Below are 26,337 nucleotides of genomic sequence, written 5' to 3' on the forward strand. Positions count from 1 at the left end.
CACCGGCACAGGCATGGACGCGGGTCAGTTCTCCGTTCCCGCCGCCCACAACACGGTGTCGCCGGACTTGATCAGAACGTTCCCGTCGGCCTGGAACACGAGGACCGCTCCTTGGTGGCCATCGGTCCGTGACGCCCAGAGGGCCTGCCCCTCGCTGTTGTAGACAACCAGGTTGCCGTCCGGCTGGAAGCGGGCGGAGTTGCCCTCGCCGTTGGTCATCGCGGCCCAGCGGGCCTTGCCGTCCTGGTCGTAGATCACCAGGTTGCCGTCCTCCTGCATGACCAGGGTCCTGGCCCCGGTCCCCACCGACGCACCGGTGGCCAGTTCGAACGTGGCCTGCACGGTCTTGAGTGCCACGCTCGCCGCCTGCGACTGCGGGGCCGCGGCGGACGCCGTGCCGCCGGATGCCTTGGAGGCGGCGGAGTGGGACGATCGCCCCTGCTTGGACGGGGACGACTCGGCCGCGGAACGCTGCGTACCGAAGTGGACGACGGCCACCACGGCCACCACGACCGCGATCGCGGCGACCACCGTGGCCGGCAGCCAGGCGGGCGGTCGGCGTCTGCCGGGGCCGTCCTGGGCGGCGAGAACAGACGTGTGTCCGGCTGCTGCGCTCGGAGGCGATTGCTGACCGGCGGGGAGCGTGTCGGAGTGATGGGCGAGGTCGACCACGGTGCGTGCGGCGTACTCGGCCTCGGTCACACTCGCGGCGAGCGCCGCAGGACCTTCCTGGGGCCAACGTCCGATCCGGCCGCCGAGCTCGGCCAGCCGTTCGCCCAGCCGGTCGGCGGTCGGGCGCTCGGCGGGGTCCTTCGCCAGACAGGTGGTGAGCAGCGGCACCAGTGCGGGGTCGACGCCCGTGAGGTCGGGTTCCCCGTGGACCACGCGGTACAGCAGCGCGGCCGCGGAGATCTCTTCCCCCACGCGCGAGAAGGGGCTGCGCCCGGTTGCGGCGTACACCAGCAGGGCGGCCAGTGAGAAGACGTCCGCGGGTGCGGCGGCGACCCCGCCGACGGCCTGGTCCGGGGCCAGGAATCCGGGCGAGCCCACGGAGACACCGACCCGGGTGTGCCTGCTGTCGTCGGTGGCCCGTGCGACACCGAAGTCGATCAACCGGGGACGGTCGCGGGCCAGCAGGATGTTCCCGGGCTTGATGTCCCGGTGCGCGAGGCCGGCTTGGTGCACGGCCTGCACGGCACCGCACAGTTCGGCGCCGAGCGAGAGCACAGCGGGCTGCGGCAGCGGTCCGTGGGTCGCGACCCAGTCGCCGAGCGAGGGCGCGGGCACGTATTCGGTGGCCAGCCACTGCGGGCGTTGCCCCGGGGCACTGTAGTCCACGACGGTCACGGTCCACGGGGAACGCACACGGTCGCTGTTGCGTATCTCGCGGGCGAACCGCTCCTCGAATCCCGGTTCGGCGCTGAGGTCGTCGCGGATCGTCTTCAGCGCGAGCAGCCGACCGGAAGCCGTACGGGACAGGAACACCTGTCCCATGCCGCCCGCGCCGAGCCGACCGAGTAAGGGATAGCCGCCTACGGACGTCGGGTCCGAAGGCTGGAGGTTGTTCATGACGACTGTTCTCCGGAAGTGTGCGGCAGCGCTCGAACCGTGCGCTGGGCCATGACCTGCGTAGCGGCTGAACCTGCGGTCCGCTGCCGCGAGTATGCCGGACAGCGCGACCTCCGGCCCGATCAACCGTGCGACGATCGGCCTGTGAACCGAGGAACATGGATCGTGGCCGTGATCATCCCGAGTGCTGGAGGCGGACGAGAGTGATCACCGTGGATCTGCATCCGATCTTCAAGAACAATCGTGACATTGAACTGACGTTGCGACAGACCCTCTTCAGGGCGGCGCACACGGGCGAGGACGTCGTCGAGTTCATTCCGGGCAAAGGATCGGGGCAGCTGAGGCAGCGGGTGCTGGCGTTCCTCGCGCAGAAGCACATCAGGAAGCTGTACCACGCTGTGGAAACCCCCACGGGCAACAGCGGCCGGGTCATCGTTCGCATGGTCGCGCCCGGGTCGGATGCCGCCGTGTGATCAGCCGCCCGAACGCTGGGAGTCGGCAGCGAAGGTGAGCGAACGAAGCTCGGCGTCCAGCATCCGGATCAGCTCACCCACCCGTCCGCCGCCGCTCGGCGCCGCCGGGAAGCGTTCCAGCACGTCGACCACGAGGGGCGTCGCGCGCAGCACCGCCTGCCCAAGGTGCCCGGCGCCGATGCTCCCATCGTCGTCGGCGACGAGTTCGACCGCTCTGGCCGCATGGGCGGCGGCTCCGAGAACGTGCTTGACCTGGGTGGCCTTGGCCAAGGGATGCAGGTAGGCGGCGCCCGCCGCGGACATCGCCGCCCACGCCGCCTCGCGCGCCGCCGCGCTGTCCGCGTCCTTGGCCGCCTTGAGGGCCGCCCACGCCGTGTCGCGCAGCGACTTCCCGCGTTCGCCGCCCCGGGCGAACTCCCACGCGGCACGGACGGCGTCCCGGGGCCGCGAGTCGTCCGGCTGATCGGCCTCGTAAATCCTGAGCACGTCCTCCGCACACGCCGCGGCGAACGCGGTGACCTCACGAAGGTCCTGCTTGCTCAGGGCGATCTCGCGCACGTCCGCCGTCATCGTTCCATCTTCCTCAGGGTGGCCAGGTCGTGTCAGCAGATCCGCCACGGGCGGAGCTTCTCGGGGCGCTCCCGCCGGAGAACGTCCGCGCCCAGGCGGTCTACGGGATGCCCAGCGCCGTCAACCGCCTGCTCGTCCTCCACGCGGACCCCCGGCCGGGACGCGGCACCGTGCTGCCGCTCCGGGAAGCGATCGGCTACTGAGGATCCCCGCGTGGAACGCCCCCTCTGAACGCCCCCCTCTAGAAGAACACCCCGCACCGCAGCAGCACGTTCGCGTACGGCCGGGCCTCGCCCGTGCGGACGACCAGGTACGCGTCCGCCGACAGGGCCTTCAGCCGTTCGTGCGGGACCAGGGCCAGGTCGGGGAAGCGGGCGTCCAGGAGGGCGGCGGCGGCCGGATTCGCCTCGCGGATCTCGGTCGCCGCCGTCGCGCCCTCCACGACCAGCTCGTCCAGCAGCCCCTCCAGCACCTCGGCGAAGGACGGCACCCCGGCCCGGAACGCGAGGTCGACGACGCGCGGCCCGTGCGGGATCGGCATCCCGGCGTCGCAGACCAGCACCCCGTGCCCGTGCCCCAACTCGGCCAGCGCACCGGACAGATGACGGTTGAGGATTCCGGCCTTCCTCACAGCGCCTCGACCTCCTCGGCCGTCGGGTACGAATCCTGCGCGCCCCGCCTCGTCACCGCCGCCGCCCCGACCCGGGCCGCGTACGCCGCCGCCTCCGGCAGCGAGGCGCCGGCGCCGAGCCGTACCGCGAGGGCCGCCGTGAACGCGTCCCCGGCGCCCGTGGTGTCCACCGCGGCCACCCGCACGGAGGGCACCGCCGTCACTCCCCGGCCGTCGGCCACCAGCGCGCCGTCCGCGCCCAGCGTCACCACCACCGACCTCGGTCCCTTCGCGAGCAGCAGCCGGGCCCAGTCGGCCGGTTCCCCGCTCACGTCCCCGTCCGCCCCGCCGAGGATCACCTTCGCCTCGTGCTCGTTGACGATCAGCGGGTCGCAGGCCGCGAGCACCTCCGGGGGCAGCGGCGCGGGGGGTGACGGGTTGAGCACGAAGCGGCTGCCCGGCGCCAGGTTCCGCACCACCTCCACCACCGTCTCCAGCGGGATCTCCAGCTGTGCGGAGACCACCCGGGAGGCGCCCAGGAGACCGGTCGCGGCCCGTACGTCCGCCGGGGTGAGACGTCCGTTCGCGCCGGGGGACACCACGATGCTGTTGTCACCGGAGGGGTCCACGGTGATCAGGGCGACGCCCGTGGGGGCCCCGCCGACCAGCACGCCCGCCGTGTCCACCCCGGCCGACCGCTGCGAGTCGAGCAGCAGCCCGCCGTGCGCGTCGTCGCCGACCCGGGCCAGCAGGGCGGTACGGGCCCCGAGCCGGGCGGCGGCGACCGCCTGGTTGGCGCCCTTGCCGCCGGGGTGCGTGGCGAGGTCGCCGCCCAGCACCGTCTCCCCGGCGGCCGGCCGCCGCTCGACCTCGACGACCAGGTCGGCGTTGGCCGACCCCACGACCAGGAGGTCGTACGCGTACATCACATGACTCCCTAAGCGAATGAGCGACGAGGCGGCCGGGCCGCACACCGAAGTGAACGGCCCGGCCGCCTCGGCGGTGCCTCAGCGGTTCGGCTGTGCCTCAGCCCGTGAAACCGGCCACGTTGGCCTTGGTGATCACCTTCACCGGCACCTTGATCATCGGGTCGACCTTCTCGTCCTTGATGGCCTTGAGGGCGTTGTCCACGGCGATCTTCCCGAGCTGCGAGGGCTGCTGCGCGACCGAGGCGTACAGCGTGCCGTTCTTGACCGCGGCCAGGCCGTCCGGGGTGCCGTCGAAGCCGACCACCGAGACCGACGTACCGGCCTTGGACCCGAGCGCCTTGATCGCGCCCAGCGCCATCTCGTCGTTGGCGGCGACGACACCCTGGACGTCCGGGTGGGCCTGGAGCAGGTTCGACATCACGTCGAGGCCCTTGGTGCGGTCGAAGTCGGCCGGCTGCTGGGCCACCACCTGGATACCGGGGTAGGCCTTGAGCCCGTTGGCGAAGCCCTGCGCCCGCTCCCGGGCGGCGGAGGTGCCGGGCTGGCCCTGCAGGATCACGATCTTGCCCTGCCCGCCGAGCTTCTCGGCGATCGTCTTGGCCGCCAGCTCGCCGCCCCTGACGTTGTCGGAGGCGATCAGCGTGTCGGTCTTGGCGTTGTTGACGCCCCGGTCGACGGCGATGACGGGGATGTCCGCCTTGTCGGCGGCCTTCACGGAGTTGCTCGCCGCGTCCGAGTCCACCGGGTTGACGATGATCGCGCCGAGTCCGGAACTGGTGAAGTTCTGCAGCTGGTTGGCCTGCTGCGAGGCGTCGTTCTGGGCGTCCGTGACGGTCAGGTCCACGCCCAGCTTCTTCGCCTCGGCCTCGGCGCCGGACCGGATCTGCACGAAGAACGGGTTGTTCAGGGTGGACAGCGACAGCCCGACCCGCGGCGTGCCGGACCCGGAGCCGGTGTGCAGGAGGGAGGTGGCGGCGGCCAGCGCCACGGTGATGACCACCGCCAGCGCGTACGTCCCGGCCTGCTTCCCCTTGCTCCCGCCGATCCGGGGCGCCGCCGGGGTGGCCCCGGCCTTGCGGCGCAGGGTGTCGAGGAGCACCGCGAGCGCGATCACCACACCGATGACGACCTGCTGCCAGAACGCCGACACGTTGAGCAGGTTGAGGCCGTTGCGCAGCACCGCCAGGATCAGCGCGCCGATCAGCGTCCCGGACGCCTTGCCCGTGCCGCCGGCCAGCGAGGCGCCGCCGATGACGACCGCGGCGATCGCGTCGAGTTCGTAGCCGTTGGCGGCCTGCGGCTGCGCGGAGGACAGCCGGGCGGCCAGCACGATGCCCGCGACGGCCGCGAACAGCCCGGACAGCGCGTAGATGGCGAGCTTCTGCCGCGACACCCGCAGCCCGGACAGCCGGGCGGCCTCCTCGTTGCCGCCGATCGCGTACATGGAACGGCCGATGTAGGTCCGGCCGAGCACGAAGGCCGCGATCAGCCCCATGACGATCATGACGAGGACCGGCACCGGCAGCCAGCCGCCGAGCGTGTCACCGAGGTGCGAGACCGAGTCGGGGAAGGCGATCGGGGAGCCCCCGGAGATCACCAGCGACAGACCGCGCGCCACCGACAGCATCGCGAGCGTCGCGATGAACGAGGGCAGCCTGCCGTACGCGATGAGGAACCCGTTGACGAGTCCGGCCGCGACACCGGTCAGGACCGCGAGGGCCACCGCGATGACGACCGGCACCCCGTTCTGGGTGGCGCTCCAGGCCAGCACGGTCGCCGACAGGGCCGCGACCGAGCCCACCGACAGGTCGATGCCCGCCGAGACGATCACGAAGGTCACGCCGAAGGCGAGGACGGCCGTCACGGCCGCCTGGACACCGACGTTCAGCAGGTTGTCGGTGGTCAGGAAGTCCCCGGACAGCGCCGACATGGCGATGACGAGGACGATCAGCGCGGTGAGCGCGCCGTTGTCGAGGAGCAGCCGGCGTACGCCACCGGCGCCCGTAGTGCTGCCCTTGAGCGTGTCAGTGGCCACGAGCGGCCTCCTTGTCGGTCGTGGTGGGGTTGCTGACGGCGAGCGCCATCACGGCGTCCTGGGTGGCCTCGTCCGCGGTCAGTTCGCCCGCGAGCCGGCCCTGGGCCATCACCAGCACCCGGTCGCTCATACCGAGCACCTCGGGCAGATCGCTGGAGATCATCAGTACGGCGGCCCCGGCGGCCGTCAGCTCATTGATCAGTTGGTAGATCTCGACCTTGGCGCCGACGTCGATGCCGCGGGTCGGCTCGTCGAGGATCAGCACCTTGGTGTCGGCGAGCAGCCACTTGCCGATGACGACCTTCTGCTGGTTGCCGCCGGACAACGTGCGCACGTGCTGGCCGAGGCCCGCCATCCGGACGCCCAGCTGCCCGGCGATCCGCTCGGCGGCGGCGTGCTGCGCCCTGAGATCGACGATCCCGGCACGGGTCGCCCTGCGCAAGGTCACCAGGCCGAGGTTCTCCTCGACGGAGGCGTCCAGGACCAGCCCCTGCCCCTTGCGGTCCTCGGGGACGAGCCCGATCCCGGCGGACATGGCCGCGTTCACGTCGTGCCGCCGCAGCGCCGTACCGGAGACCTTCACGGTCCCCTCGTCATAGGGGTCGGCGCCGAACACGGCCCGTACGACCTCCGTACGGCCCGCGCCCACCAGGCCCGCGACCCCGACGACCTCGCCGGCGTGCACCTCGAAGCTCACGTCGTGGAAGACGCCGTCCCTGGTCAGGCCCTCGACGGTGAGCAGCGCGGCACCGGTCTCGGCCCGCTCGCGCGGGTACTGCTGCTCGATGGAGCGCCCGACCATCAGCCGGACCAGCTCGTCCTCGGGGGTGGTGGCGGGGACCTGGCCCACGCTCTTCCCGTCCCGGATCACCGTCACCCGGTCCCCCAGGGCGGCGATCTCCTCCAGGTGGTGCGTGATGAAGACGATCCCGACGCCGTCCGCGCGCAGCCGGCGCACGATCGTGAAGAGCTTCTCCACCTCCTCGGTGGTGAGCACGGCGGTCGGCTCGTCCATGATGAGCACCCGCGCGTCCAGGCTGAGCGCCTTGGCGATCTCCACCATCTGGAGCCGGGCGATCCCGAGCTCCCGGACCCGTGCCCGCGGTGACACGTCGACCCCGACCCGGCGCAGCAGGACCTCGGCGTCGGCCTCCATCCGCTTGCGGTCGATCACCCCGAAGCGGCGCGGCTGCCGGCCCAGGAAGATGTTCTCGGCGACCGTGAGGTCCGGTACGAGGTTGAACTCCTGGTAGATCGTCGCGATCCCGAGGCGTTCGGAGTCCTGTGCGCCGTGGATGCGCACCTCCTGGCCGTCGGCCAGGATCCGCCCCGCGTCGGGCGTGTAGGCGCCGGAGAGCATCTTGATGAGGGTGCTCTTGCCCGCGCCGTTCTCGCCGAGGAGTACGTGCACCTCGCCCCGGCGCAGGTCGAAGTCGACCCCGTCGAGCGCCATCACGCCCGGGAAGGACTTCCTTATGCCCTCGATGCGCAGCAACTCGTCCTGGTTGCTCACGACTGGCTCCTGTTCTGAACGTTCTGGACCGGGCTCTCGCCGCACGAGCGGCGCACGACGAGCCGGGCGGGGAGGGTCACGGACTGCGGAGGCCGGCCCTCGATACGGTCGACCAGCGCCCGTACGGCGGCGCGCCCCAGTTCGCCGGTGGGCTGGGCGATCGCCGTGACGGGCGGGTCGGTGTGCACGAACCACGGGATGTCGTCGAACGCGGCCAGCGCCACGTCGTCCGGCACCCGCAGGCCGCGCGCCCGGACGGCGTCCAGCGCGCCGAGCGCCATCAGGTTGTCGGCGGCGAAGATCACCTCGGGCGGTTCGGGCAGGTCGAGGAAGCCCTCGGTGACCCGCCGGCCGCTCTCGGCCTGGAAGTCGCCCTGGCCTATGTAGGCCTCGGGGAGCGGGACGCCGTACTCGGCGAGGGCCTCCCGGAAGGCCCGCACCCGCTCGCTGCCGGTGGTGGTGGCGGCCGGCCCGGCGATGATCGCGAGCCGCCGGTGCCCCAGCCCGTTCAGGTGGGCCACCAGGTCCCGGACGGCGGCCCGGCCGTCCGAGCGGACCACCGGCACGTCGACGCCCGGGATCCACCGGTCGACGAACACCATCGGCGTGCCGCCGCGCGCCGCCTCCAGCATCAGCGGCGAGGCGCCGTCGGTGGGGGAGACGAGCAGCCCGTCGATCCGGCGGTCGAGCAGGGTCCGTACGTGGTGGTCCTGGAGCTCGGGCCGCTCGTCGGCGTTGCCGATGATGACGCTGTAGCCGAGGGCGCGGGCCGCCTCCTCCACGGAGCGGGCCAGCTCGGTGAAGTACGGGTTGAGCACGTCGCTGATGACCAGGCCGAGGGTGCGGGTCTGGTCGGTGCGCAGGGAACGGGCGACGGCGTTCGGGCGGTAGCCCAGCGCTGCGACGGCGGCCAGCACCCGGGTGCGGGCGTCGTCGCTGACCGACGGATGGTCGTTCAGGACGCGCGACACCGTGGCGACGGAAACCCCGGCCGCGGCAGCGACGTCCTTGATGCTCGCCATCGCCGCTCCACCTCCTCGTGGAACTCGTGCACCGTGCGTGGAATCGATTACACGGTTGCGTGTACGGAGGATTGGAATCGATTACACGAGGGTGGGGCAAGAGGGCGGGGGTGGCCGAAATCGAATCGTGACTGATCGCGCGGCTGCGCTCAGGGGCGCCGGCCGCTGGGGGGGCAGAGGAAGCTGGGTGCCGGGGGTGGGGGAACGGGCCCCTGGGGTCAGCGGAAGCCGGGTGCCGGGGGTGGCGGGAGCAGGCCGCCGGGGTCGGCGGAAGCCGGAGCCGGGGACGGCGGAAGCCGAGGCCGGGCACGGCGGAGAGAGACCGCCGGGTTCAGGGACACCGAGTGTCGGGGTCGGCGGGAGGCGGGCGTCACCAGCGCACCGCGGTGAAGTCCACCGGGCGGGGGCGCAGGGCGTGCGTGCGGGCCGCCAGTCGTCGCAGGCGGGCGGCCATGTCGTCGGCGGGCAGGCGGCGGCGGTCGCCGTGGCCCGGGAGCAGCCACTCGAAGCGCAGCCGGTCCGCGGTCCGGGTCAGGGAGGCGGCCAGTTCGCGGATCGAGTACCAGGTGACGCTCTCGGCGACCTCGATGTCCGCCGTCGTACGCGACCAGTAGAAGCTGTCGCCGCTGAAGCAGTACCGGTCGTCGGCGAGGTAGAGCACGCTGCCGCGCGTGTGACCGGGGAAGGGGAGGGCGAGGACGCCGTCCGCGATCCCGGTCGGTGCGGTGCCGTGCAGCACCCGGTCGGCGTCCGGGGCGGCGTCGAGGTCGCCCTCGTGGATCCAGAGCCGGGCGCCGAACCGGTCGGCGTACCGGCGGCCGTGCGCGGCGTGGTCGCGGTGGGTGAGCAGGACGTCGGTGACCGGGCCGGACGCCTCGTAGCGGGCGGCGAGGGCCGGGCTCCAGCGGGGCGTGTCCACCATCATCGACGTGCCGCCGGGGCGGCGCAGGAGGTAGGAGTTGGCGCCGGCGGTGTGCGGGGAGTTGTGCCCGCACAGCGCCACCGTGTCGTCCAGGGCCAGCGGGAACGGGTCCCGTGCCGCGTCCAGCCGGCCGCCCGGGGGACGCACGGACCGGGTGGGGCAGGCGTGCGCGGCCGCGTGCAACAGCCCGGCCTCCGCGGCGTCGCGCGGCTGGCGCACCACCGCCGAACGGCCGCCCACCTCGGCGATCAGCCCGGGGGCCAGTTGCCGCGCGACATCGCAGTTGGTGCAGCGCGCGTCCACCTGCCAGCCGTGCGCGGCCTGTTCGCTTCCCGCCATGACCCGGTCCCCTTCCGCATCCGTACCGCCGGTCATCTCAGGGGTATCCCCGGCGGAGGCGAAAGCGGAAGGGGGGCCAGGCCTGTTGCTTTCGGCGCGGGGCTGCTCCGCGTGTCAGGCCATTGGCGTGTCAGGCCATCGGCGTGTCAGGCCATCGGCTTCGGCTTGAGGACCGCGAAGACCGCGCCCTGCGGGTCGGCGACCACGGCCATCCGGCCGGCCATCATGTCGAAGGGCGGTGCGAGGACCGTGCCGTTCCGCTTGACCAGGGCGTCCACGGTGGAGTCGACGTCGTCCACCGCGAAGTACGTGAGCCAGTGCGGCGGGGTGCCGGGCCGGTCGTCACCGAGCCGGGTGGCGCCGCCCACGCCCCGGCCGCCGACGTTCAGCGCCCAGTAGTTCCCCTCGGCCCCCTCCATCGGCTGGATCTCGATGCCGAAGCACTCGCCGTAGAAGCCGGTGGCTCCGGGTACGTCACTGGTGTTCAGCTCGTTCCAGATCAGCGCGCCCGCCTCGTTGACCACCCCGGCGCCGTGGAACTCGCCGGGCTGCCACACCCCGAACACCGCGCCCTGCGGATCGGCGGCGATCAGCATCCGGCCGATGCCGCCGACGTCCATCACCGGGGCGATCAGCGTGCCGCCCGCCGAGACGATGGCGTCCTGGGTCGCCTGGGCGTCGGTGCTGGCCAGATAGGTGGTCCACACGGTCGGCGGCTCCGGCTGCCCCTCCGGGGCCATGGCCGCGCCGATGCCGGCCACCGGCCTGCCGTGCAGCGTGCAGACCGCGTACCCGCCGAAGTCGGCCCCGCCGACCTCGCCCTGCCAGCCGAACAGGTCCCGGTAGAAGTCCAGCGCCGCCTGCTGGTCCTGCGCCATCAGATCGACCCAGCACGGCGTGCCGGTCGGGTACGGAGTGGTGATCTCTGGCATCTGAAGCTCTCCCTGCGCGCGAAGAAGTCCCACGCCGCCCACCATCACCGTATCGGCGATTTCCCGCCACCGGAACGACCGTGGTCTTACGCTCGGCTCACCTGCGCACGAGTTCCCCGCACGCGGAACTCGTTGCCGTCGGGGTCGAGCATCAGGACGCCGTCGCGGTCGCCGTCGCCCGCGCCGCCGTCCGTGCGCGTCGCCCCCAGAAAGACCAGGCGGCCGACCTCCGCCTCCCGGTCGGCGCCGGCGGGAATCTCCAACTCGACGTACAGCCTGTTCGGACCCGTCTTCCGGGCCACCGGCGGTCCACCCCACGTGATCTTCGTACCGCCGGCGGGCGACTGGATCGCGGTCTCCTGGTCCTGGTCCCACACCAGCGGCCAGCGCAGCGCCTCGCTCCAGAAGTAGCCGACCTCCTGCGTGCCGTCGCAGGCCAGCGCTCCGACGGAACCGGTGCCTGCGAGGAACTTGTTGCCCGCCTCGATGACGCAGAACTCGTTGCCGTCCGGATCGGCGAGCACCACATGCCCCTGCTCCGGGAGCTGTCCCACGTCGATGTGGCTCCCGCCGAGCTCCAGCGCCCTGGCCACCGTCCGCCGCTGCTCCTGTGGGGAGGCGCTGGTCAGGTCGAAGTGCGCCCGGTTCTGACCGGTCTTCGGCACCGGGCTCGGCAGGAACCGGATGCGGAACCCGGCGCCGTCGGGCGGAAGGAGCGTGACGCCGTCGCCCGGTCCCCCGGCCGGTTCCCAGCCCAGGACCCCGGACCAGAACCGCGCCAGGGCCGCCGGCTCGGTGGCGTTGAAGTAGATCGCGTACAGCTGACTGGTCATACCCTGCGCATCTCCGATCCACCGACGGCCGCCGCGGCCCCTCGCCTCATCCGGGGGCGCAGCCTAGGGCGGCCGCGAGGCCGCCCGCATCCGGGTTTCTCACCGGGTGGGCCCGGCGGTCGGCGACTGTGCCTACGCCGCGGCCACCTCGCACCACACGTACTTCCCCCGGTTGCCGAACCTCGACAGCGGCTGCCAGCCCCACAGGTCCGAACAGGCCCGCACCAGCGCGAGCCCCCGCCCCTCCTCCACCTCCCCGAGCCGCTCCAACGGCACCGGCGGCTCGGGTGGTCCGGGGTCTGCGTCCCACGCCCCGATCCGGAGGGTGCCGGGCGGCGACCAGCGGATACGGAGGGCGGCGGGGCCCTTGGTGTGCCGTACGGCGTTGGACACCAGTTCCGTGGCGAGGAGTTCGGCGACGTCGAGGGAGGGGGTCAGCCCGTGCGCCGTGAGCACCAGTCTCAGCGTGTGACGGCTGACAGTGACGGCACGGAGGTCGTTGGGGATGGTGAGCGTGTACTCCCAGCCTTCGGGCATGCGTCATCAACTCCGGTGGTGGTGGGGGACTTTCCGCAGGGTGGCGTTGCCGCGGCCGTCGTGGCAGGACGGGGCGGTGCACTTCCGCTGCGTGATCGATGCGTCACCGACGGTATGGGTAACTTGTTACCCGTGGCAAGCTGATCGCGTGATCCGCCCCTGAAAGAAGGAGAGCAACTCGTGGTCCAGCGACCCGATCCGACAGCACGTCAGGTGCGCCTGGGCCTTGAGTTGCGCAGGCTCCGTGAGGCGGTCGGCATGACCGGTGCGCAGGCGGCGGCCCTACTCGGGGCGAACAGGGTCCAGATCAGTCACATCGAGCTGGGGCTCACAGGCGTGAGCGAGGAGCGGGTACGCCGACTGGCGTCTCATTACGCCTGTACGGACCGGGAGTTCATCGACGCCTTGGTCAAGATGGCCACCGATCGAACGCAGGGTTGGTGGGAGGAGTACCGGGGGCTTCTGCCTAATTCGTTCCTGGATCTGTCGGAGCTGGACCACCATGCCGCCTTCCAGAGGGATGTGGCGATCCTGTACGTGCCGGGCCTGCTTCAGACGGAGGAGTACGCTCGCGCGGTCTTCTCCTCCCGGCTCCCGGAACTGACGCCCGACGAACTTGAGTTGCGCGTCAGTCACCGAATGGCACGCCAGTCCAAGGTCGGTTTCCCGCATGAGATCGTGATCCACGAGGCCGCGCTGCGCATGCGGGTCAGCGACCGTGCCGCCGCGCGGGCTCAACTCCTCCGGCTCCTGGAGCAGTCCCAAGCGGATCGCATCACCTTGCGGGTCATCCCTTTCGACCTGGACGGCTTCGCCGTGGCGTCGAGCACGATGACGTACGTGGGCGGACCTGTGCCGAAGTTGGACACGGTCTCACGCGACGCTCCCCATGGCTCGGTCTTCCTTGATTCCGAGGCTGAGCTCAACACCTACCGAACACGCTTCCATAGGGTGGAGGGCGTGTCGCTCGAACCGGATCGGTCGCGCGACTTCATCAACCGGCTGCTGAAAGAGCTGTGAGGCCCCGATGGACAACTGGCGGAAGTCGTCCCACTCCGGTGAGGGCGACGGCAACAACTGCGTCGAGATAGCCACCACCCCCACCCGCACAGCCGTCCGCGACTCCAAAGCCCCCGCCCGTGCCACCCTCACCTTCCCGGCAGGAGCCTTCGCTGCCTTCGTTGCGGAGATCAAGTCCGCGGAGTCGCCGGGACGTCAGGCACCGCGCCCTGCAGTGGCGTGACCCGCTCGATGGCCAGCCCCCGGGCGCTGCCGGCGCACGGTCTTGGTGCCCTGCTCATGGGCGTCTCGGTCGTTTCGCAGGGCCTCTTCTACTTTCGAGTCCTGCCGAGCGTCTCCTGGGAGACTCGCTTCTTCGGCGGGAACGCCCTCCTGTTTGCCGGGCTGCTCCTGATTGCCCTCGGCCAGCTGCGCGGGTGGCGACGGCCCAGGAGTTCCTGAGCCGGTCTGCGGGCTGTCTTGTGACCGGTGGGACGCCGGGCACATGATGACCGCGTGAACGACTGGATGCGTGCCCGGAACGGCTGACCCCGGGGCGTCGGAGGCAAGGCTGACGAGCACCGGTATGCCGGACGCTGCCACGATCCACACCCGTCGACCAGCACCCTCCTTGTGACCGGCTTGATCGCGGGGACCGGCCGCCGGTGCACGGTCACCGGGACGGCCGCAGTGCATCCATGACGAGGTCGATCAACCGACCGGTCTGCTCGCAGGCGTTGTCGGGGGTGCCGACGAGGGAGATCCCCAGCAGCATCACGGCGACGTCCTGCGGCTCGACGTCGGTGCGCAGGGATCCGGCTTCGGCTCCGGCGGCGAGGAGTGTGGCAAGGGCAGCGGTGATGCGTTCCCGAGTGGCCGGTGTGGTGACCCGTCCCGAGGACCAGCCGGCGCGGAGCGTGTCGGCCATGCCGCGCTTCATCGCGACGAATGCGGTGTAGCGCTCCATCCAGGCCCTGAGCGCCGCGTCCGGCGCAAACTCGTCGAGCAGGGCGGGAGCGCTGTCCGTGACGTCGTCGAGTTCGGCGCTGTACGCGGCCTCCACCAGGGCCTCGCGGGTCGGGAAGTGACGGTACAGCGTGCCGATGCCGACACCGGCCTCGCGGGCGATGCCTTCCAGCGGGAGGGCGCCGTCCGAGGCCGCGAACGCGGCCCGGGCGGCCTGGACGAGCCTGTCCCGGTTGCGCAGCGCGTCGGCGCGCGGGCCGCGCGGCTTCTTCGAGGGGCCGGTCCCCGGGGGTGTCGGGTCGACGGAACTCAAAGCGGAGGAACCTCCGGTATGCATGGTACGGTCGCAGCAAGCGGAGGGTCCTCCGCTTCTCTCATCGTCTCATAACGGCTGGAGCCTCCCATGCCCGCGAGCAGCACATCCTCCGCCCGGCTCACGGCCACCGGCGCCCCTCGCTCCGGAGGAGCCGGGACGCTCGCCGGCCGTACGGTCTCCCGCATCGGATACGGAGCCATGCAGTTGAGGCGCCTGCACACCGACCGCGGCGCCGCCATCGCGCTCCTGCGCCGCGCGGTCGAACTCGGCATCGACCACGTCGACACCGCCCAGTTCTACGGCGACGGCTTCGTCAACGGGCTCATCCGTGAGGCGTTCCGCCCCGAGGACGGCGTCGTGGTCGTCAGCAAGATCGGCGCCGACCCCGATCCGGGCGGCACCATCCCGCTGCGCCTTGCCCAACGGCCCGAGGAGCTGCGGGCGAGCGTCGAGGACAACCTCGCATCCCTCGGCCTGGACCAGATCCCGGTGGTGAACCTGCGCCGCCCGGGCGACGGGCCGGGGATACGGGCGGAGGGCGACCAGATGGTCGACCTCGACGACCAGCTCGCGGTGATGACCGCGCTGCGGGACGAGGGCAAGATCGGCGCGATCGGCCTGAGCGGCGTCACCCTCGACGGACTGCGCCAAGCCCTCCCCGCTGGGATCGCCTGCGTCCAGAACTCCTACAGCCTGGTGTCACGCGGCGACGAGGAGATGCTGCGGCTGTGCGCCGACCGGCAGATCGCCTGGGTCCCGTTCTTCCCGCTCGGCGGTGCTTTCCCCGACGGGCCGAAGGTGACCGACGAACCGGCCGTCACCGCCGCCGCCCATGCCGTCGGCTGTACCCCCTCGCAGATCGGCCTCGCCTGGCTGCTCCACCATGCGCCGAACCTGCTGCTCATCCCCGGCACTGCGGACGCCGGCCACCTGGAGGCGAACACCGCCGCCGGAATGATCAGGCTCGACGACGCCGCACTGGCCGCACTGAACAGCGTCGACCCGCAGCCCACCGACGCCGCACTCGACTGATCCCCGCCATGGCGGATGCGCTCGGGCCCCCGCCGGAGTTCGTCCCGGGGCCTCGTCATCCCCGGTGGGAAAGTCCCACGTCAGACGCCGTACTGCGCCATGATCTCGTCAGCTGCGGATCGGAGATCGAGGTCCCCGGGAGCGGGGGTGTGCGCCGCTGTGCCGGACGCCGGGGCGGAGTGATCATTGGGCCCCGTCCAGATCCGAGGTCAGGACATCGGCGGGCAGCGACGGAGCCGGCCGGTCGGGATCGGGGCGCCAGGTCGGCCAGTCCGCCTCAGTGATGAACGGCCCGCCACGCTCCTCGATCATGGCCATCGCCTGCCCGCGGGCCTGCTCGACGGCCCGGTGATCGGCTTCGCTCACCACACCGAGCCGGCGGCCGTGGGCGTACTCGTCCTCGTCCTTCCAGTCCCAGCGGGACAGGTCGGGTGCCACCACCAGGTCGAGGAGGAGGTCAAAGGTGTCGAAGCCGACGTCCGTGCGGCGCATCGGTCGCTGGAAGTTGACGTACCAGTGCGTCAGCCGGTGACCGTCCGAGACGTCGTAGAACGCGTTCATGCTGAACCATGTGTCCGGCGGAACCCATTGCAGATGTGCCGTGTCGCGCCACGACCAGCGGCCGAGCCGCCAGCTGCCGTCGGCCAGGTGCGGCAGAGCCCCGATCCTGGCTTCGTCGTTCCCGGTCAGCAGCCATTCGATCCAGGTCGTGGGGGCCAGCACCTGCGCGCCGGGCGGGCAGCCCACGACAAGCGCCTCGGTGCTGTCCTCGACGACATGCAGCGCGTGTGCGCTCCACACCTTTCGGCGGAACACGTCACGCCGGACAGCGGTCTCACCCGGCCGGAACCATCGCATGGCGCCTCCCGCCATCATGACGCGCGGTGCCGCCACCGCGGTTGCGTCTTCTCGGCGCCCGGAAATCCGCACCCCGTTCCCGGCTGTCAGTCCCCGCCAGTACCGTCGGATCATGGCTCAGCAGACGGGGACCCCCACAGGTGAGCGGCGGCTCGCCACTCTCGAAGGCGTGCTCGAACGCATCACCTACGCCAACGAGGACAACGGCTACACCGTCGCCCGTGTCGACACCGGCAGAGGCGCCGGCGATCTGCTCACGGTCGTCGGTGCGCTGCTCGGTGCCCAGGTGGGGGAGTCGCTGCGGATGGAGGGGCGCTGGGGGTCGCACCCGCAGTACGGCAAGCAGTTCACCGTCGAGAACTACACGACGGTGCTGCCGGCCACGGTGCAGGGGATCCGGCGGTACCTGGGGTCGGGGCTGGTCAAGGGGATCGGGCCGGTGTTCGCGGACCGGATCACGCAGCACTTCGGGATCGACACCCTGCGGATCATCGAGGAGGAGCCCAAGCGGCTGATCGAGGTGCCCGGGCTCGGGCCGAAGCGGACGAAGAAGATCGCCGACGCCTGGGAGGAGCAGAAGGCGATCAAGGAGGTCATGCTCTTCCTCCAGACCGTCGAGGTGTCCACGTCGATCGCGGTGCGGATCTACAAGAAGTACGGCGACGCCTCCATCTCCGTCGTGAAGAACCAGCCCTACCGGCTCGCCGCCGACGTCTGGGGCATCGGGTTCCTCACCGCCGACAAGATCGCCCAGTCGGTGGGGATCCCGCACGACAGTCCGGAGCGGGTGAAGGCGGGGCTGCAGTACGCGCTGTCGCAGTCCGCCGACCAGGGGCACTGCTACCTCCCCGAGGAGCGGCTCATCGCGGACGCGGTCAAGCTGCTCCAGGTCGACACCGGTCTCGTCATCGACTGCCTCGCCGAGCTGGCGGCGCAGCCGGAGGACGGGGAGGACCCGGGCGTCGTACGGGAGCGGCTCCCCGGTCCCGGCCCCGACGCCGAACCCGTCACCGCGATCTACCTGGTCCCCTTCCACCGGGCCGAGGTCGCCCTCGCCTCCCAGCTCCTGCGCCTGCTGCGCACCGACGAGGACCGGATGCCCGCGTTCCGTGACGTCGCCTGGGACAAGGCGCTCGCCTGGCTGAGGGACCGCACCGGCGCCGACCTCGCCCTGGAGCAGGAGGCCGCCGTCCGGCTGGCCCTGACGGAGAAGGTGGCCGTGCTGACCGGCGGGCCGGGCTGCGGCAAGTCGTTCACCGTCAGGTCGATCGTGGAGCTGGCGCGGGCGAAGAAGGCCAAGGTGGTGCTCGCCGCCCCCACCGGCCGCGCCGCCAAGCGGCTCGCCGAGCTGACCGGTGCCGAGGCGTCGACCGTCCACCGTCTGCTGGAGCTCAAGCCCGGCGGGGACGCGGCCTACGACCGGGACCGGCCCCTGGACGCCGACCTGGTCGTGGTCGACGAGGCCTCGATGCTGGACCTCCTGCTCGCCAACAAGCTCGTGAAGGCCGTACCGCCCGGCGCGCACCTCCTCTTCGTCGGGGACGTGGACCAGCTGCCCAGCGTCGGCGCCGGAGAGGTGCTCCGGGACCTGCTCGCCGACGACAGCCCGGTCCCGGCCGTCCGCCTCACCCGGGTCTTCCGGCAGGCCCAGCAGTCCGGCGTGGTCACCAACGCACACCGGATCAACGCGGGGCAGCAGCCCGTCACCGACGGCATGAAGGACTTCTTCCTCTTCGTGGAGGACGAGACGGAGGAGGCGGGCCGGCTCGCGGTCGACGTCGCCGCCCGCCGTGTTCCGGCCAGGTTCGGGCTCGATCCCCGGCGGGACGTGCAGGTGCTCGCGCCGATGCACCGCGGGCCCGCCGGGGCCGGGGTGCTCAACGGGCTGCTCCAGCAGGCCATCACCCCGGCCCGCCCCGGCCTCGCCGAGAAGCGGTTCGGCGGGCGGGTCTTCCGCGTCGGCGACAAGGTCACCCAGATCCGCAACAATTACGACAAGGGCGAAAACGGCGTCTTCAACGGCACCGTGGGCGTGGTCACCTCGCTCGATCCGGTCGACCAGCGCCTGACGGTGCTGACCGACGAGGACGAGGAGGTGCCGTACGAATTCGACGAACTGGACGAACTGGCCCATGCCTACGCGGTGACCATCCACCGTTCACAGGGAAGTGAATATCCCGCGGTGGTGATCCCCGTCACCACGGGGGCGTGGATGATGCTTCAGCGGAACCTGCTCTACACGGCGGTCACCCGCGCCAAGCAGCTGGTCGTCCTCGTCGGTTCGCGCAAGGCGATCGGGCAGGCGGTGCGCACGGTGTCGGCAGGTCGGCGCTGTACGGCACTGGACTTCAGGCTTTCAACGGGCCGCCTCGCAAAAAATGATCGATCAAATGAGTCGTGAAGGTCACAAGGCACTTCCAGATGGGGAGACAAGGGGGCAGGATGAGCAGGTTGGCGGCACTGAGTGCCGCCAATAGGCCCAATGGTCGACCCCGAGTGCACTCTCCTGAGCCAAATGGGGGATGGTAGAGACAGTCAGGGCACCTCGAAGATGAGGCACTACGTCGGTGAGGGAAGACGTGAGCGACAACTCAGTAGTACTGCGGTACGGCGACGGCGAGTACACCTACCCGGTGGTCGACAGCACCGTCGGCGACAAGGGCTTCGACATCGGGAAGCTCCGGGCCCAGACCGGTCTCGTGACCCTGGACAGCGGCTACGGCAACACCGCTGCCTACAAATCCGCCGTCACCTACCTCGACGGCGAGGCCGGCATCCTCCGGTACCGCGGCTACCCGATCGAGCAGCTGGCGGAGCGCTCCACCTTCCTCGAGGTGGCGTACCTGCTGATCAACGGCGAGCTGCCCACCGTGGACGAGCTCACCACGTTCAAGACCGAGATCACGCGGCACACCCTGCTGCACGAGGACGTCAAGAACTTCTACCGGGGCTTCCCGCGTGACGCCCACCCGATGGCCATGCTGTCGTCGGTCGTCTCGGCGCTGTCCACCTTCTACCAGGACAGCCACAACCCGTTCGACGAGAAGCAGCGCGACCTCTCCACGATCCGCCTGCTCGCCAAGCTTCCGACCATCGCCGCGTACGCGTACAAGAAGTCGGTCGGCCACCCGTTCGTCTACCCGCGCAACGACCTCTCCTACGTGGAGAACTTCCTGCGCATGACGTTCTCGGTGCCCGCCCAGGACTACGAGCTGGACCCGGTCGTCGTCTCGGCCCTGGACAAGCTCCTGATCCTGCACGCCGACCACGAGCAGAACTGTTCGACGTCGACGGTCCGGCTGGTCGGCTCGTCCCAGGCGAACATGTTCGCCTCCATCTCCGCCGGTATCTCGGCGCTCTGGGGCCCCCTGCACGGCGGCGCCAACCAGTCGGTGCTGGAGATGCTGGAGGGCATCCAGGCGAGCGGCGGCGACGTCGACTCCTTCATCCGCAAGGTGAAGAACAAGGAGGACGGCGTCCGCCTGATGGGCTTCGGCCACCGGGTCTACAAGAACTTCGACCCGCGCGCCAAGATCATCAAGGCCGCCGCGCACGATGTGCTCTCGGCCCTCGGCAAGTCCGACGAACTGCTGGACATCGCCCTGAAGCTGGAGGAGCACGCGCTCTCCGACGACTACTTCGTCTCGCGCAGCCTCTACCCGAACGTGGACTTCTACACCGGCCTGATCTACCGCGCCATGGGCTTCCCGACCGAGATGTTCACGGTCCTGTTCGCCCTCGGCCGGCTGCCCGGCTGGATCGCCCAGTGGCAGGAAATGATCAAGGAGCCGGGTTCCCGCATCGGCCGCCCGCGCCAGATCTACACGGGCGTCGTCGAGCGCGACTTCGTCCCCGTCGAGGAGCGCTGACCCGTCAGCCGAGGGGGCGCCGTCCAACACGGTGCCCCCGCCCCGGCGCAGCAGAAGGCGCCCTGGAGCACCGGTCCCCCCACGGGCCGGCGACCAGGGCGCCTTCCCGTGTCCCGGTGCGGATTCCCCCCACGGGATCCGGCCGGGCGCTCGGTGCGGCAGCGCCTGAATCGCTGCGTTGAGCACAACGGGCACCGCCCGCCGTACTACGTGTCGTGCTACCAGTGATGCGGTGCGATCTGCCGGGACCCGTACGGCACGGGAGGGCCGCTCAAAGCTTCCCGACGTACGTGCCCCGGCAACGCATCTCTGAGGAAGTCCCCCAAGACATCCCCAGATGCCAGGTCAGCGCCCCCCAAGACGCTTCTCTGACATCGCCAACTTAGACCTTCGAACCCCTTCGATGGTTACGTTCACATCACTGTGATCTGCGTCTCTTGCATATGTCCGATAGATGCGCAAGAGCCCCGATACAGCGATCGGAGCTCAAGCGTAAGGATGATGCGCGAGCCTTGTGAAGAGCTTATGTGAGGTGCGCGCCGGACTCCAGGGGGACTTCTACATCCAGCGCGGTGAAGAGTTGGCGGATCTCACCGGAAGGCGCGCAGCCGCAGGCTGTTGGTCACCACGAACACCGAGGAGAAGGCCATCGCCGCCCCCGCGATCATCGGGTTCAGCAGTCCGGCGGCGGCGAGCGGGAGCGCGGCCACGTTGTAGCCGAAGGCCCACCCGAGGTTGCCCTTGATGGTGGCGAGGGTGCGCCGGGACAGCCGGATCGCGTCCGCCGCCACCCGCAGGTCCCCGCGCACCAGCGTCAGGTCGGCGGCCTCGATCGCCGCGTCCGTCCCGGTGCCCATCGCGAGCCCCAGGTCGGCGGTGGCCAGCGCCGCCGCGTCGTTGACGCCGTCGCCGACCATGGCGACCGTCCGCCCCTCGGCCTGCAGCCGCCGTACGACCGCCACCTTCTCCTCGGGCAGCACCTCCGCGAACACGTGGTCCGGGTCGATCCCGACGGCCCGCGCGACCGTCTCGGCCACCGGCCGGTTGTCCCCGGTCAGCAGGACCGGCGTCAGCCCGAGCGCGCGCAGCTCGCGCACCGCCTCGGCGCTGGACTCCTTGACCGCGTCGGCGACCGCGAGGACCCCGCGGGCCGCCCCGTCCCAGCCGACCAGGACCGCCGTACGGCCCTCCCGCTCGGCCCTGGAGCGCGCCGCGGCCAGCTCCTCGGGAACCGGGCCGGTGATCTCGGCGAGCCGCCCCACGGCCACCTCGCGGCCTTCCACCCGCCCGCGGACGCCCCGCCCGGGGACGTTCTCGAAGTCCTCGACCCCGGGCAGCTCCCCGACCCGCTCGCCGGCCCCCGCGGCGATCGCCCGCGCGACCGGATGCTCGGAGGCGTGTTCGACGGCGCCCGCGAGCCGCAGCACCTCGTCCTCGTCGGCGCCCTCGGCGACGTACACCTCCTGCAGGCTCATCCGCCCGGAGGTCACCGTCCCGGTCTTGTCGAGCACGACGGTGTCGACCCGGCGCGTGGACTCCAGCACCTCCGGGCCCTTGATCAGGATGCCGAGCTGCGCGCCCCGCCCGGTGCCGACCATCAGCGCGGTCGGCGTGGCCAGGCCCAGCGCGCAGGGGCAGGCGATGATGAGCACCGCGACGGCGGCCGTGAACGCGGCGGCCGGGTCCCCGGTGACGCCCAGCCAGACCCCGAAGGTGCCCAGCGCGATCAGCATGACGACGGGCACGAAGACGGCGGAGATCCGGTCGGCGAGCCGCTGCACCTCGGCCTTGCCGTTCTGCGCGTCCTCCACCAGCCGTGCCATCCGGGCCAGTTGGGTGTCCGCGCCGACGCGGGTGGCCTCGACGACCAGCCGCCCGCCCACGTTGACGGTCGCCCCCGTGACGGTGTCGCCGGCGCCCACGTCCACCGGTGCCGACTCGCCGGTCAGCATCGAGGCGTCGACCGCCGAGACGCCCTCGACCACGGTCCCGTCGGTGGCGATCTTCTCGCCGGGCCGTACGACGAACAGGTCGCCGACCGCCAGGGACCCCGCCGGGACCCGCACCTCGCGGCCGTCGCGCAGGACCGCCACGTCCTTGGCGCCCAGTTCCAGCAGGGCCTTCAGGGCCGCCCCCGCCCGGCGCTTGGAGCGCGCCTCCAGGTAGCGGCCGAGCAGGATCAGCGCGACGACCCCGGCGGCGACCTCCAGGTAGATGGAGGACGCGCTGTCCGTGCGCGAGACCGTGAACCGGAACTCGTCGTGCATGCCGGCCATGCCCGCGTCGCCGAAGAACAGCGCCCACAGCGACCAGCCGAACGCGGCGAGCGTGCCGACCGAGACCAGCGTGTCCATGGTGGCCGCGCCGTGCCGGGCGTTGGTCCAGGCGGCCCGGTGGAAGGGCCGGCCGCCCCAGAGGACCACCGGCGACGCCAGGGTCAGCGACAGCCACTGCCAGTTGTCGAACTGCAGCGCAGGGACCATCGCGAGCAGCACCACCGGGGCGGCGAGCAGCGCGGAGACCAGGAGGCGGTGGCGCAGCCCGGCGAGTTCGGGATCCGGGCCGGATGCGGCGTCGGACGCGTTGCCGGACGTGGCGTCCGGCTCCGGCCGGGCCGGCTCCGGGGGTGCCGGTTCCTCGGCCGTGTACCCGGTCTTCACGACCGTGGCGACCAGGTCCGCGACCTGAACCCCCTGGGGGTATGTGACCTTCGCCTTCTCGGTCGCGTAGTTCACGGTGGCCGTCACGCCGTCCATGCGGTTGAGCTTCTTCTCGACGCGGGCGGCGCACGAGGCGCACGTCATGCCGCCGATGAGCAGCTCGACCTCGGCCGTGCCGGCCGTGCCGGTGGTCGGAGGCGGCGGGGCTATGGATGTCCTCGCGGTGGATGCGGTGCCGGTGGTGCTGGTGGTCATGTCCGGACTCCAGACAACGGACCGGACCGTACGGATCCAGTATCAGCTGGTCGGCACGGCCCGGCGGAGAGATGTGTGTCAGACGTGCGTACTGCTGCGCGGGGTTCTCAGACGCGGCCGACGAGCTCGAAGCCCGCCTCGTCGACGGCGGCGCGGACCGCCTCCTCGTCGAGCGGGGCGGCGGACACGACCGTGACCTCACCGCTGGCCGCGACGGCCGTCACCGAGCTGACGCCGGGCAGCTCGGAGATCTCTGCGGAGACGGAACCCTCGCAGTGTCCGCAGCTCATCCCGGTCACCTTGTAGACGGCGGTCACGGAGCCCGAAGTGTCGGTCTGGGCGGTCATGTCGTTCTCCTCGTCGTGGCGGGTGGGGCCGATGGGGCCCAGGAGGGGGCCCCACTCTGTTCACACTATACCCCTAGGGGGTATTTCTCCAAGAGGGGTCCCGGCGCGCCAGCGAGCCCACCCAGGCCACCCCCGCCAGGGAGACGAGTATCAGCAGGCCCACCGAGAACAGCGTGAAGAGGTGCTCCTGTGCCGTGGTCGGGTGCGGGATGTACCCCTCGGCGAACAGCTCCCTGTGCACTCCGGTACCCACCAGACGGGCCACCAGCCAGATCGCCACGCCGTGCGTGGAGTCCCACAGGGCGTGCAGCAGGGCGACGCCGAGGCAGCTGCCGGCCACCTGCGCGGTGAGCCGGAAGCGGCCGTTCGGGCGACGGGAGGCGAGCAGGGCGGCGCCCGCGATCGCGGTCCACAGGCCGTGCCCGAACGGGGCCAGTACGCCGCGCAGGATCTCCGTCTCGAGCAGCGCCCGCAGGTCGATGCCCTCGGTGGAGACGGCGGCGTTGAACGCGTACCCGGAGCTCTCCAGGGCCGCGAAGCCGAAGCCGACGGCCGCGCCGAGCACCAGTCCGGCCCGTACGCCGCGGATCCCGGGCAGCCGGCGCAGGACGAACACCAGCGCGCCGAGCTTCACCGCCTCCTCGATCAGGCCGACGCAGACGAACATCCCCCAGGACGGGCGGACGAGGTAGGACTCCATCACCGAGGCGCCCAGCACCCCGAGCGTGCCGCCCGTCAGGAAGCAGCCGAGGATCGCGCTGACGCCGAGGTCGCGGCCGTGCCGCTCGTAGGCCCACAGGACGAAGACGACCGGGACGAGGAAGCTGCCGAGCAGGATCAGCGTCGGCAGCAGCGTGGTGTTCCCCGTCGCGTACGTGACCACCGCGGTCAGCGCCCACAGGGCGAGCCCGCCCCCGAGGCAGCGCTTCCACAGGCCCGCGCGGATCCGGGGGTACGGCGGGGGCGGCTGCTGCGGACCCGGGATGCGGGCCTGCGGCCGGCCGGGGGGCGGAGAGTGGGTCACGGCGGGTCCCCTCGTGCTCCGGCGGACGCGGTGGCGCTCACCGGAACCGGTCGATTTACCCGAACTTTAGGCAGAAGCCCGGCATGTCGCAGTCCGGGAGTGGCGGGGGAGTGGCCGCCGCCCGGGCCGACGCGCGGGGCGCCGCTCAGGGGCCGACCCGCCCGGACGCAGAACCCGGCACATACCCGCGCCCACCGGGCGGCGCGCGCGTGCCCCCGACGACGCCGCCGGGCGTGTGGGGACGGGGCGGCTTGGAGGAGTGAGGGTGCGGGGCTGGCTCTGGTCCGGGTCTGTGGCCGTCGGGTGGCGTGGGCATGCCCTAGGTGACGCCGCCGGGCGTCTTGGGGCGGGGCGGCTTGGGGGGAGGGAGAGCACGGCGCTGGCCCTGGTCCGGGCCTGGGACAGTCGGGGCGGCGGCGTCCGCGGCTTCGGCGCTGCCGCCGGGCGCGTCCGGGCGTACGCGCCCGGCGGCGGGCCCGAAGCCGGCGCGGGTGTCCCGGCGGGGGAGCGTGGAGTCGGGTGGGCGGTTGCTGCCGCGCGGGCGCGACCGGCCCCCTCGTTACGGGGCGGGGGTGGTCAGCCCTGTGCGACCTGCGCGTTCCGGACGCGGCAGCGCCTACCCTTCGCGCAGTCCCCGAAAGGAGCACGCGCGTATGCGAGCCGTCGTCTTCGAGAACTTCCGCGGCCCCGCCGAAGTGAGGGAGGTCCCCGATCCGCGCCCGGCGCCCCACGGTGTGGTCGTCCGGGTGGAGGCCACCGGTCTGTGCCGGTCCGACTGGCACGGCTGGATGGGCCACGACCCCGACATCACGCTTCCGCACGTACCGGGCCACGAACTCGCCGGCGTCGTCGAGGCGGTCGGCGCCGGGGTGACCGGCCGGCGCCCCGGCGACCGGGTCACCGTCCCCTTCGTCTGCGCCTGCGGCACCTGCCCGTCCTGCGCGGCCGGCGACCAGCAGGTCTGCGAGCGCCAGACCCAGCCCGGCTTCACCCACTGGGGCTCCTTCGCCCAGTACGTGGCGCTGGACCACGCGGACGTGAACCTGGTGGCGATCCCGGAGGACATGTCGTACGCGACGGCCGCCTCCCTCGGCTGCCGCTTCGCCACCGCCTTCCGCGCGGTGGTGCAGCAGGGCAGGGCCGCGGCCGGGGAGTGGGTGTCGGTGTACGGCTGCGGAGGCGTCGGCCTGTCGGCGGTGATGATCGCGGCGGCCTGCGGAGCGCGGGTCGTGGCGGTCGACGTCTCGGCCGGGGCGCTGGACCTGGCGAGGGAGTTCGGCGCCGCCCACTGCGTGAACGCGGCGGACACCGGGGACCCGGCAGCGGCCGTCCGCGACCTCACCTCCGGCGGCGCACACCTGTCCCTGGACGCCCTCGGCTCCCCGGCCACCGCCGCCGCCTCGGTCAACTCCCTGCGCCGCCGCGGCCGGCACGTCCAGGTGGGCCTGCTGCCGTCCCCGGAGGGCACCACACCGGTACCGCTGGCCCGGACGATCGCCCTGGAACTGGAGCTCCTGGGCAGTCACGGCATGGCCGCCCACGCCTACCCCGCCCTCCTCGACCTGGTCGCCGCCGGCACCCTCCGCCCCGACCTCCTGACCGCCAGGACGATCACCCTGGACCAGGCCCCGCGGGCCCTGGCGGCGATGGACACGGCTCCGGCCGCGGGCGTGACGGTCGTCGAGCCCTGGTCCTGACACGCACGCGCCCCGCCGTTTCGACGGGCG

Annotated in this window: 24 protein-coding genes; 8 read left to right on the plus strand and 16 right to left on the minus strand. The window is 71.7% G+C overall.

The window, feature by feature from the left end:
• Positions 1 to 24: 24 nt before the first annotated feature.
• A complete protein-coding gene (locus ACZ3KP_RS32275) occupies positions 25 to 1,569 on the minus strand; it encodes a protein kinase domain-containing protein (protein ID WP_467503763.1) in 1,545 nt (514 codons plus the stop codon).
• A gap of 203 nt (positions 1,570 to 1,772) precedes the next feature.
• Here ACZ3KP_RS32275 and ACZ3KP_RS32280 point away from each other — a divergent pair, with 203 nt between their 5' ends.
• Positions 1,773 to 2,042 (plus strand): Smr/MutS family protein, encoded by a 270-nt coding sequence (locus ACZ3KP_RS32280; RefSeq protein WP_467503764.1) that lies wholly within the window; start codon positions 1,773 to 1,775, stop codon positions 2,040 to 2,042.
• Here ACZ3KP_RS32280 and ACZ3KP_RS32285 read toward each other — a convergent pair whose 3' ends face one another.
• Positions 2,043 to 2,612, minus strand: a complete 570-nt coding sequence (locus ACZ3KP_RS32285) for a putative immunity protein (protein ID WP_467503765.1) — start codon at positions 2,610 to 2,612, stop codon at positions 2,043 to 2,045.
• Positions 2,613 to 2,641: 29 nt separating this feature from the next.
• On the opposite strand from ACZ3KP_RS32285, the gene ACZ3KP_RS32290 reads away from it, so the two are divergent.
• Positions 2,642 to 2,815, plus strand: a complete 174-nt coding sequence (locus ACZ3KP_RS32290; protein WP_467503767.1) for a hypothetical protein — start codon at positions 2,642 to 2,644, stop codon at positions 2,813 to 2,815.
• Positions 2,816 to 2,853: 38 nt separating this feature from the next.
• Here the strand turns inward: ACZ3KP_RS32290 and rbsD are convergent, their stop codons facing one another.
• From rbsD to ACZ3KP_RS32335, 9 genes are all read right to left on the minus strand, one after another.
• Positions 2,854 to 3,243, minus strand: coding sequence for a D-ribose pyranase (rbsD, locus tag ACZ3KP_RS32295; protein ID WP_467503769.1), 390 nt, complete (start codon positions 3,241 to 3,243; stop codon positions 2,854 to 2,856).
• Positions 3,240 to 4,148 (minus strand): ribokinase, encoded by a 909-nt coding sequence (locus tag ACZ3KP_RS32300; protein ID WP_360563571.1) that lies wholly within the window; start codon positions 4,146 to 4,148, stop codon positions 3,240 to 3,242. The genes rbsD and ACZ3KP_RS32300 overlap by 4 nt, the downstream gene beginning before the upstream one ends.
• A gap of 100 nt (positions 4,149 to 4,248) precedes the next feature.
• Positions 4,249 to 6,186 (minus strand): ABC transporter permease/substrate-binding protein, encoded by a 1,938-nt coding sequence (locus tag ACZ3KP_RS32305; protein WP_467503771.1) that lies wholly within the window; start codon positions 6,184 to 6,186, stop codon positions 4,249 to 4,251.
• Positions 6,176 to 7,699: a sugar ABC transporter ATP-binding protein gene (locus tag ACZ3KP_RS32310; protein ID WP_467503773.1), complete on the minus strand. Its 1,524-nt coding sequence runs from the start codon at positions 7,697 to 7,699 to the stop codon at positions 6,176 to 6,178. The genes ACZ3KP_RS32305 and ACZ3KP_RS32310 overlap by 11 nt, the downstream gene beginning before the upstream one ends.
• Entirely contained in the window at positions 7,696 to 8,721 is a 1,026-nt protein-coding gene (locus tag ACZ3KP_RS32315) for a LacI family DNA-binding transcriptional regulator (protein ID WP_467503775.1), read from the minus strand. The genes ACZ3KP_RS32310 and ACZ3KP_RS32315 overlap by 4 nt, the downstream gene beginning before the upstream one ends.
• Positions 8,722 to 9,091: 370 nt before the next feature.
• Positions 9,092 to 9,982, minus strand: a complete 891-nt coding sequence (locus ACZ3KP_RS32320) for an MBL fold metallo-hydrolase (RefSeq protein WP_467503776.1) — start codon at positions 9,980 to 9,982, stop codon at positions 9,092 to 9,094.
• 146 nt (positions 9,983 to 10,128) lie between these two features.
• Positions 10,129 to 10,914: a VOC family protein gene (locus ACZ3KP_RS32325; protein ID WP_467503778.1), complete on the minus strand. Its 786-nt coding sequence runs from the start codon at positions 10,912 to 10,914 to the stop codon at positions 10,129 to 10,131.
• Between the two features lie 86 nt (positions 10,915 to 11,000).
• Positions 11,001 to 11,747: a VOC family protein gene (locus tag ACZ3KP_RS32330; RefSeq protein ID WP_467503780.1), complete on the minus strand. Its 747-nt coding sequence runs from the start codon at positions 11,745 to 11,747 to the stop codon at positions 11,001 to 11,003.
• Positions 11,748 to 11,879: 132 nt separating this feature from the next.
• On the minus strand, positions 11,880 to 12,284 hold the full coding sequence (locus tag ACZ3KP_RS32335; RefSeq protein ID WP_358972410.1) for an ATP-binding protein: 405 nt from the start codon (positions 12,282 to 12,284) through the stop codon (positions 11,880 to 11,882).
• Between the two features lie 180 nt (positions 12,285 to 12,464).
• On the opposite strand from ACZ3KP_RS32335, the gene ACZ3KP_RS32340 reads away from it, so the two are divergent.
• On the plus strand, positions 12,465 to 13,304 hold the full coding sequence (locus ACZ3KP_RS32340) for a DUF5753 domain-containing protein (protein ID WP_467503782.1): 840 nt from the start codon (positions 12,465 to 12,467) through the stop codon (positions 13,302 to 13,304).
• A gap of 7 nt (positions 13,305 to 13,311) precedes the next feature.
• Positions 13,312 to 13,527, plus strand: coding sequence for a DUF397 domain-containing protein (locus tag ACZ3KP_RS32345; protein WP_467503784.1), 216 nt, complete (start codon positions 13,312 to 13,314; stop codon positions 13,525 to 13,527).
• Between the two features lie 429 nt (positions 13,528 to 13,956).
• Here ACZ3KP_RS32345 and ACZ3KP_RS32350 read toward each other — a convergent pair whose 3' ends face one another.
• Positions 13,957 to 14,586 (minus strand): TetR/AcrR family transcriptional regulator, encoded by a 630-nt coding sequence (locus ACZ3KP_RS32350; protein WP_467503786.1) that lies wholly within the window; start codon positions 14,584 to 14,586, stop codon positions 13,957 to 13,959.
• Between the two features lie 66 nt (positions 14,587 to 14,652).
• Between ACZ3KP_RS32350 and ACZ3KP_RS32355 the strand changes: the two genes are divergently transcribed.
• The gene (locus tag ACZ3KP_RS32355) at positions 14,653 to 15,597 is read left to right on the plus strand and encodes an aldo/keto reductase (RefSeq protein ID WP_467503787.1); all 945 of its coding nucleotides are present in this window, start codon (positions 14,653 to 14,655) and stop codon (positions 15,595 to 15,597) included.
• A 183-nt stretch (positions 15,598 to 15,780) separates the two neighbouring features.
• Here ACZ3KP_RS32355 and ACZ3KP_RS32360 read toward each other — a convergent pair whose 3' ends face one another.
• Entirely contained in the window at positions 15,781 to 16,455 is a 675-nt protein-coding gene (locus ACZ3KP_RS32360) for a ribonuclease FAU-1 family protein (RefSeq protein ID WP_467503788.1), read from the minus strand.
• 112 nt (positions 16,456 to 16,567) lie between these two features.
• Here ACZ3KP_RS32360 and recD2 point away from each other — a divergent pair, with 112 nt between their 5' ends.
• A complete protein-coding gene (gene recD2, locus ACZ3KP_RS32365; protein ID WP_467503789.1) occupies positions 16,568 to 18,856 on the plus strand; it encodes an SF1B family DNA helicase RecD2 in 2,289 nt (762 codons plus the stop codon).
• Between the two features lie 178 nt (positions 18,857 to 19,034).
• Positions 19,035 to 20,324 carry a citrate synthase gene (locus tag ACZ3KP_RS32370; RefSeq protein ID WP_132886925.1) on the plus strand — a complete coding sequence of 430 codons (1,290 nt, stop codon included), beginning with the start codon at positions 19,035 to 19,037 and terminating at the stop codon, positions 20,322 to 20,324.
• 590 nt (positions 20,325 to 20,914) lie between these two features.
• Here ACZ3KP_RS32370 and ACZ3KP_RS32375 read toward each other — a convergent pair.
• The 3 genes from ACZ3KP_RS32375 to ACZ3KP_RS32385 all read right to left on the minus strand — a co-directional run bounded on the left by ACZ3KP_RS32375 (position 20,915) and on the right by ACZ3KP_RS32385 (position 24,610).
• Positions 20,915 to 23,239, minus strand: a complete 2,325-nt coding sequence (locus tag ACZ3KP_RS32375; RefSeq protein WP_467503790.1) for a heavy metal translocating P-type ATPase — start codon at positions 23,237 to 23,239, stop codon at positions 20,915 to 20,917.
• Between the two features lie 107 nt (positions 23,240 to 23,346).
• Positions 23,347 to 23,586, minus strand: a complete 240-nt coding sequence (locus tag ACZ3KP_RS32380) for a heavy-metal-associated domain-containing protein (protein WP_132887072.1) — start codon at positions 23,584 to 23,586, stop codon at positions 23,347 to 23,349.
• Positions 23,587 to 23,659: 73 nt separating this feature from the next.
• A complete protein-coding gene (locus ACZ3KP_RS32385) occupies positions 23,660 to 24,610 on the minus strand; it encodes a PrsW family intramembrane metalloprotease (protein ID WP_358972437.1) in 951 nt (316 codons plus the stop codon).
• 653 nt (positions 24,611 to 25,263) lie between these two features.
• On the opposite strand from ACZ3KP_RS32385, the gene ACZ3KP_RS32390 reads away from it, so the two are divergent.
• On the plus strand, positions 25,264 to 26,307 hold the full coding sequence (locus ACZ3KP_RS32390) for a zinc-dependent alcohol dehydrogenase family protein (protein WP_467503792.1): 1,044 nt from the start codon (positions 25,264 to 25,266) through the stop codon (positions 26,305 to 26,307).
• Positions 26,308 to 26,337 lie beyond the last annotated feature (30 nt).

It is taken from the genome of Streptomyces sp. NPDC020958 (assembly GCF_055562175.1).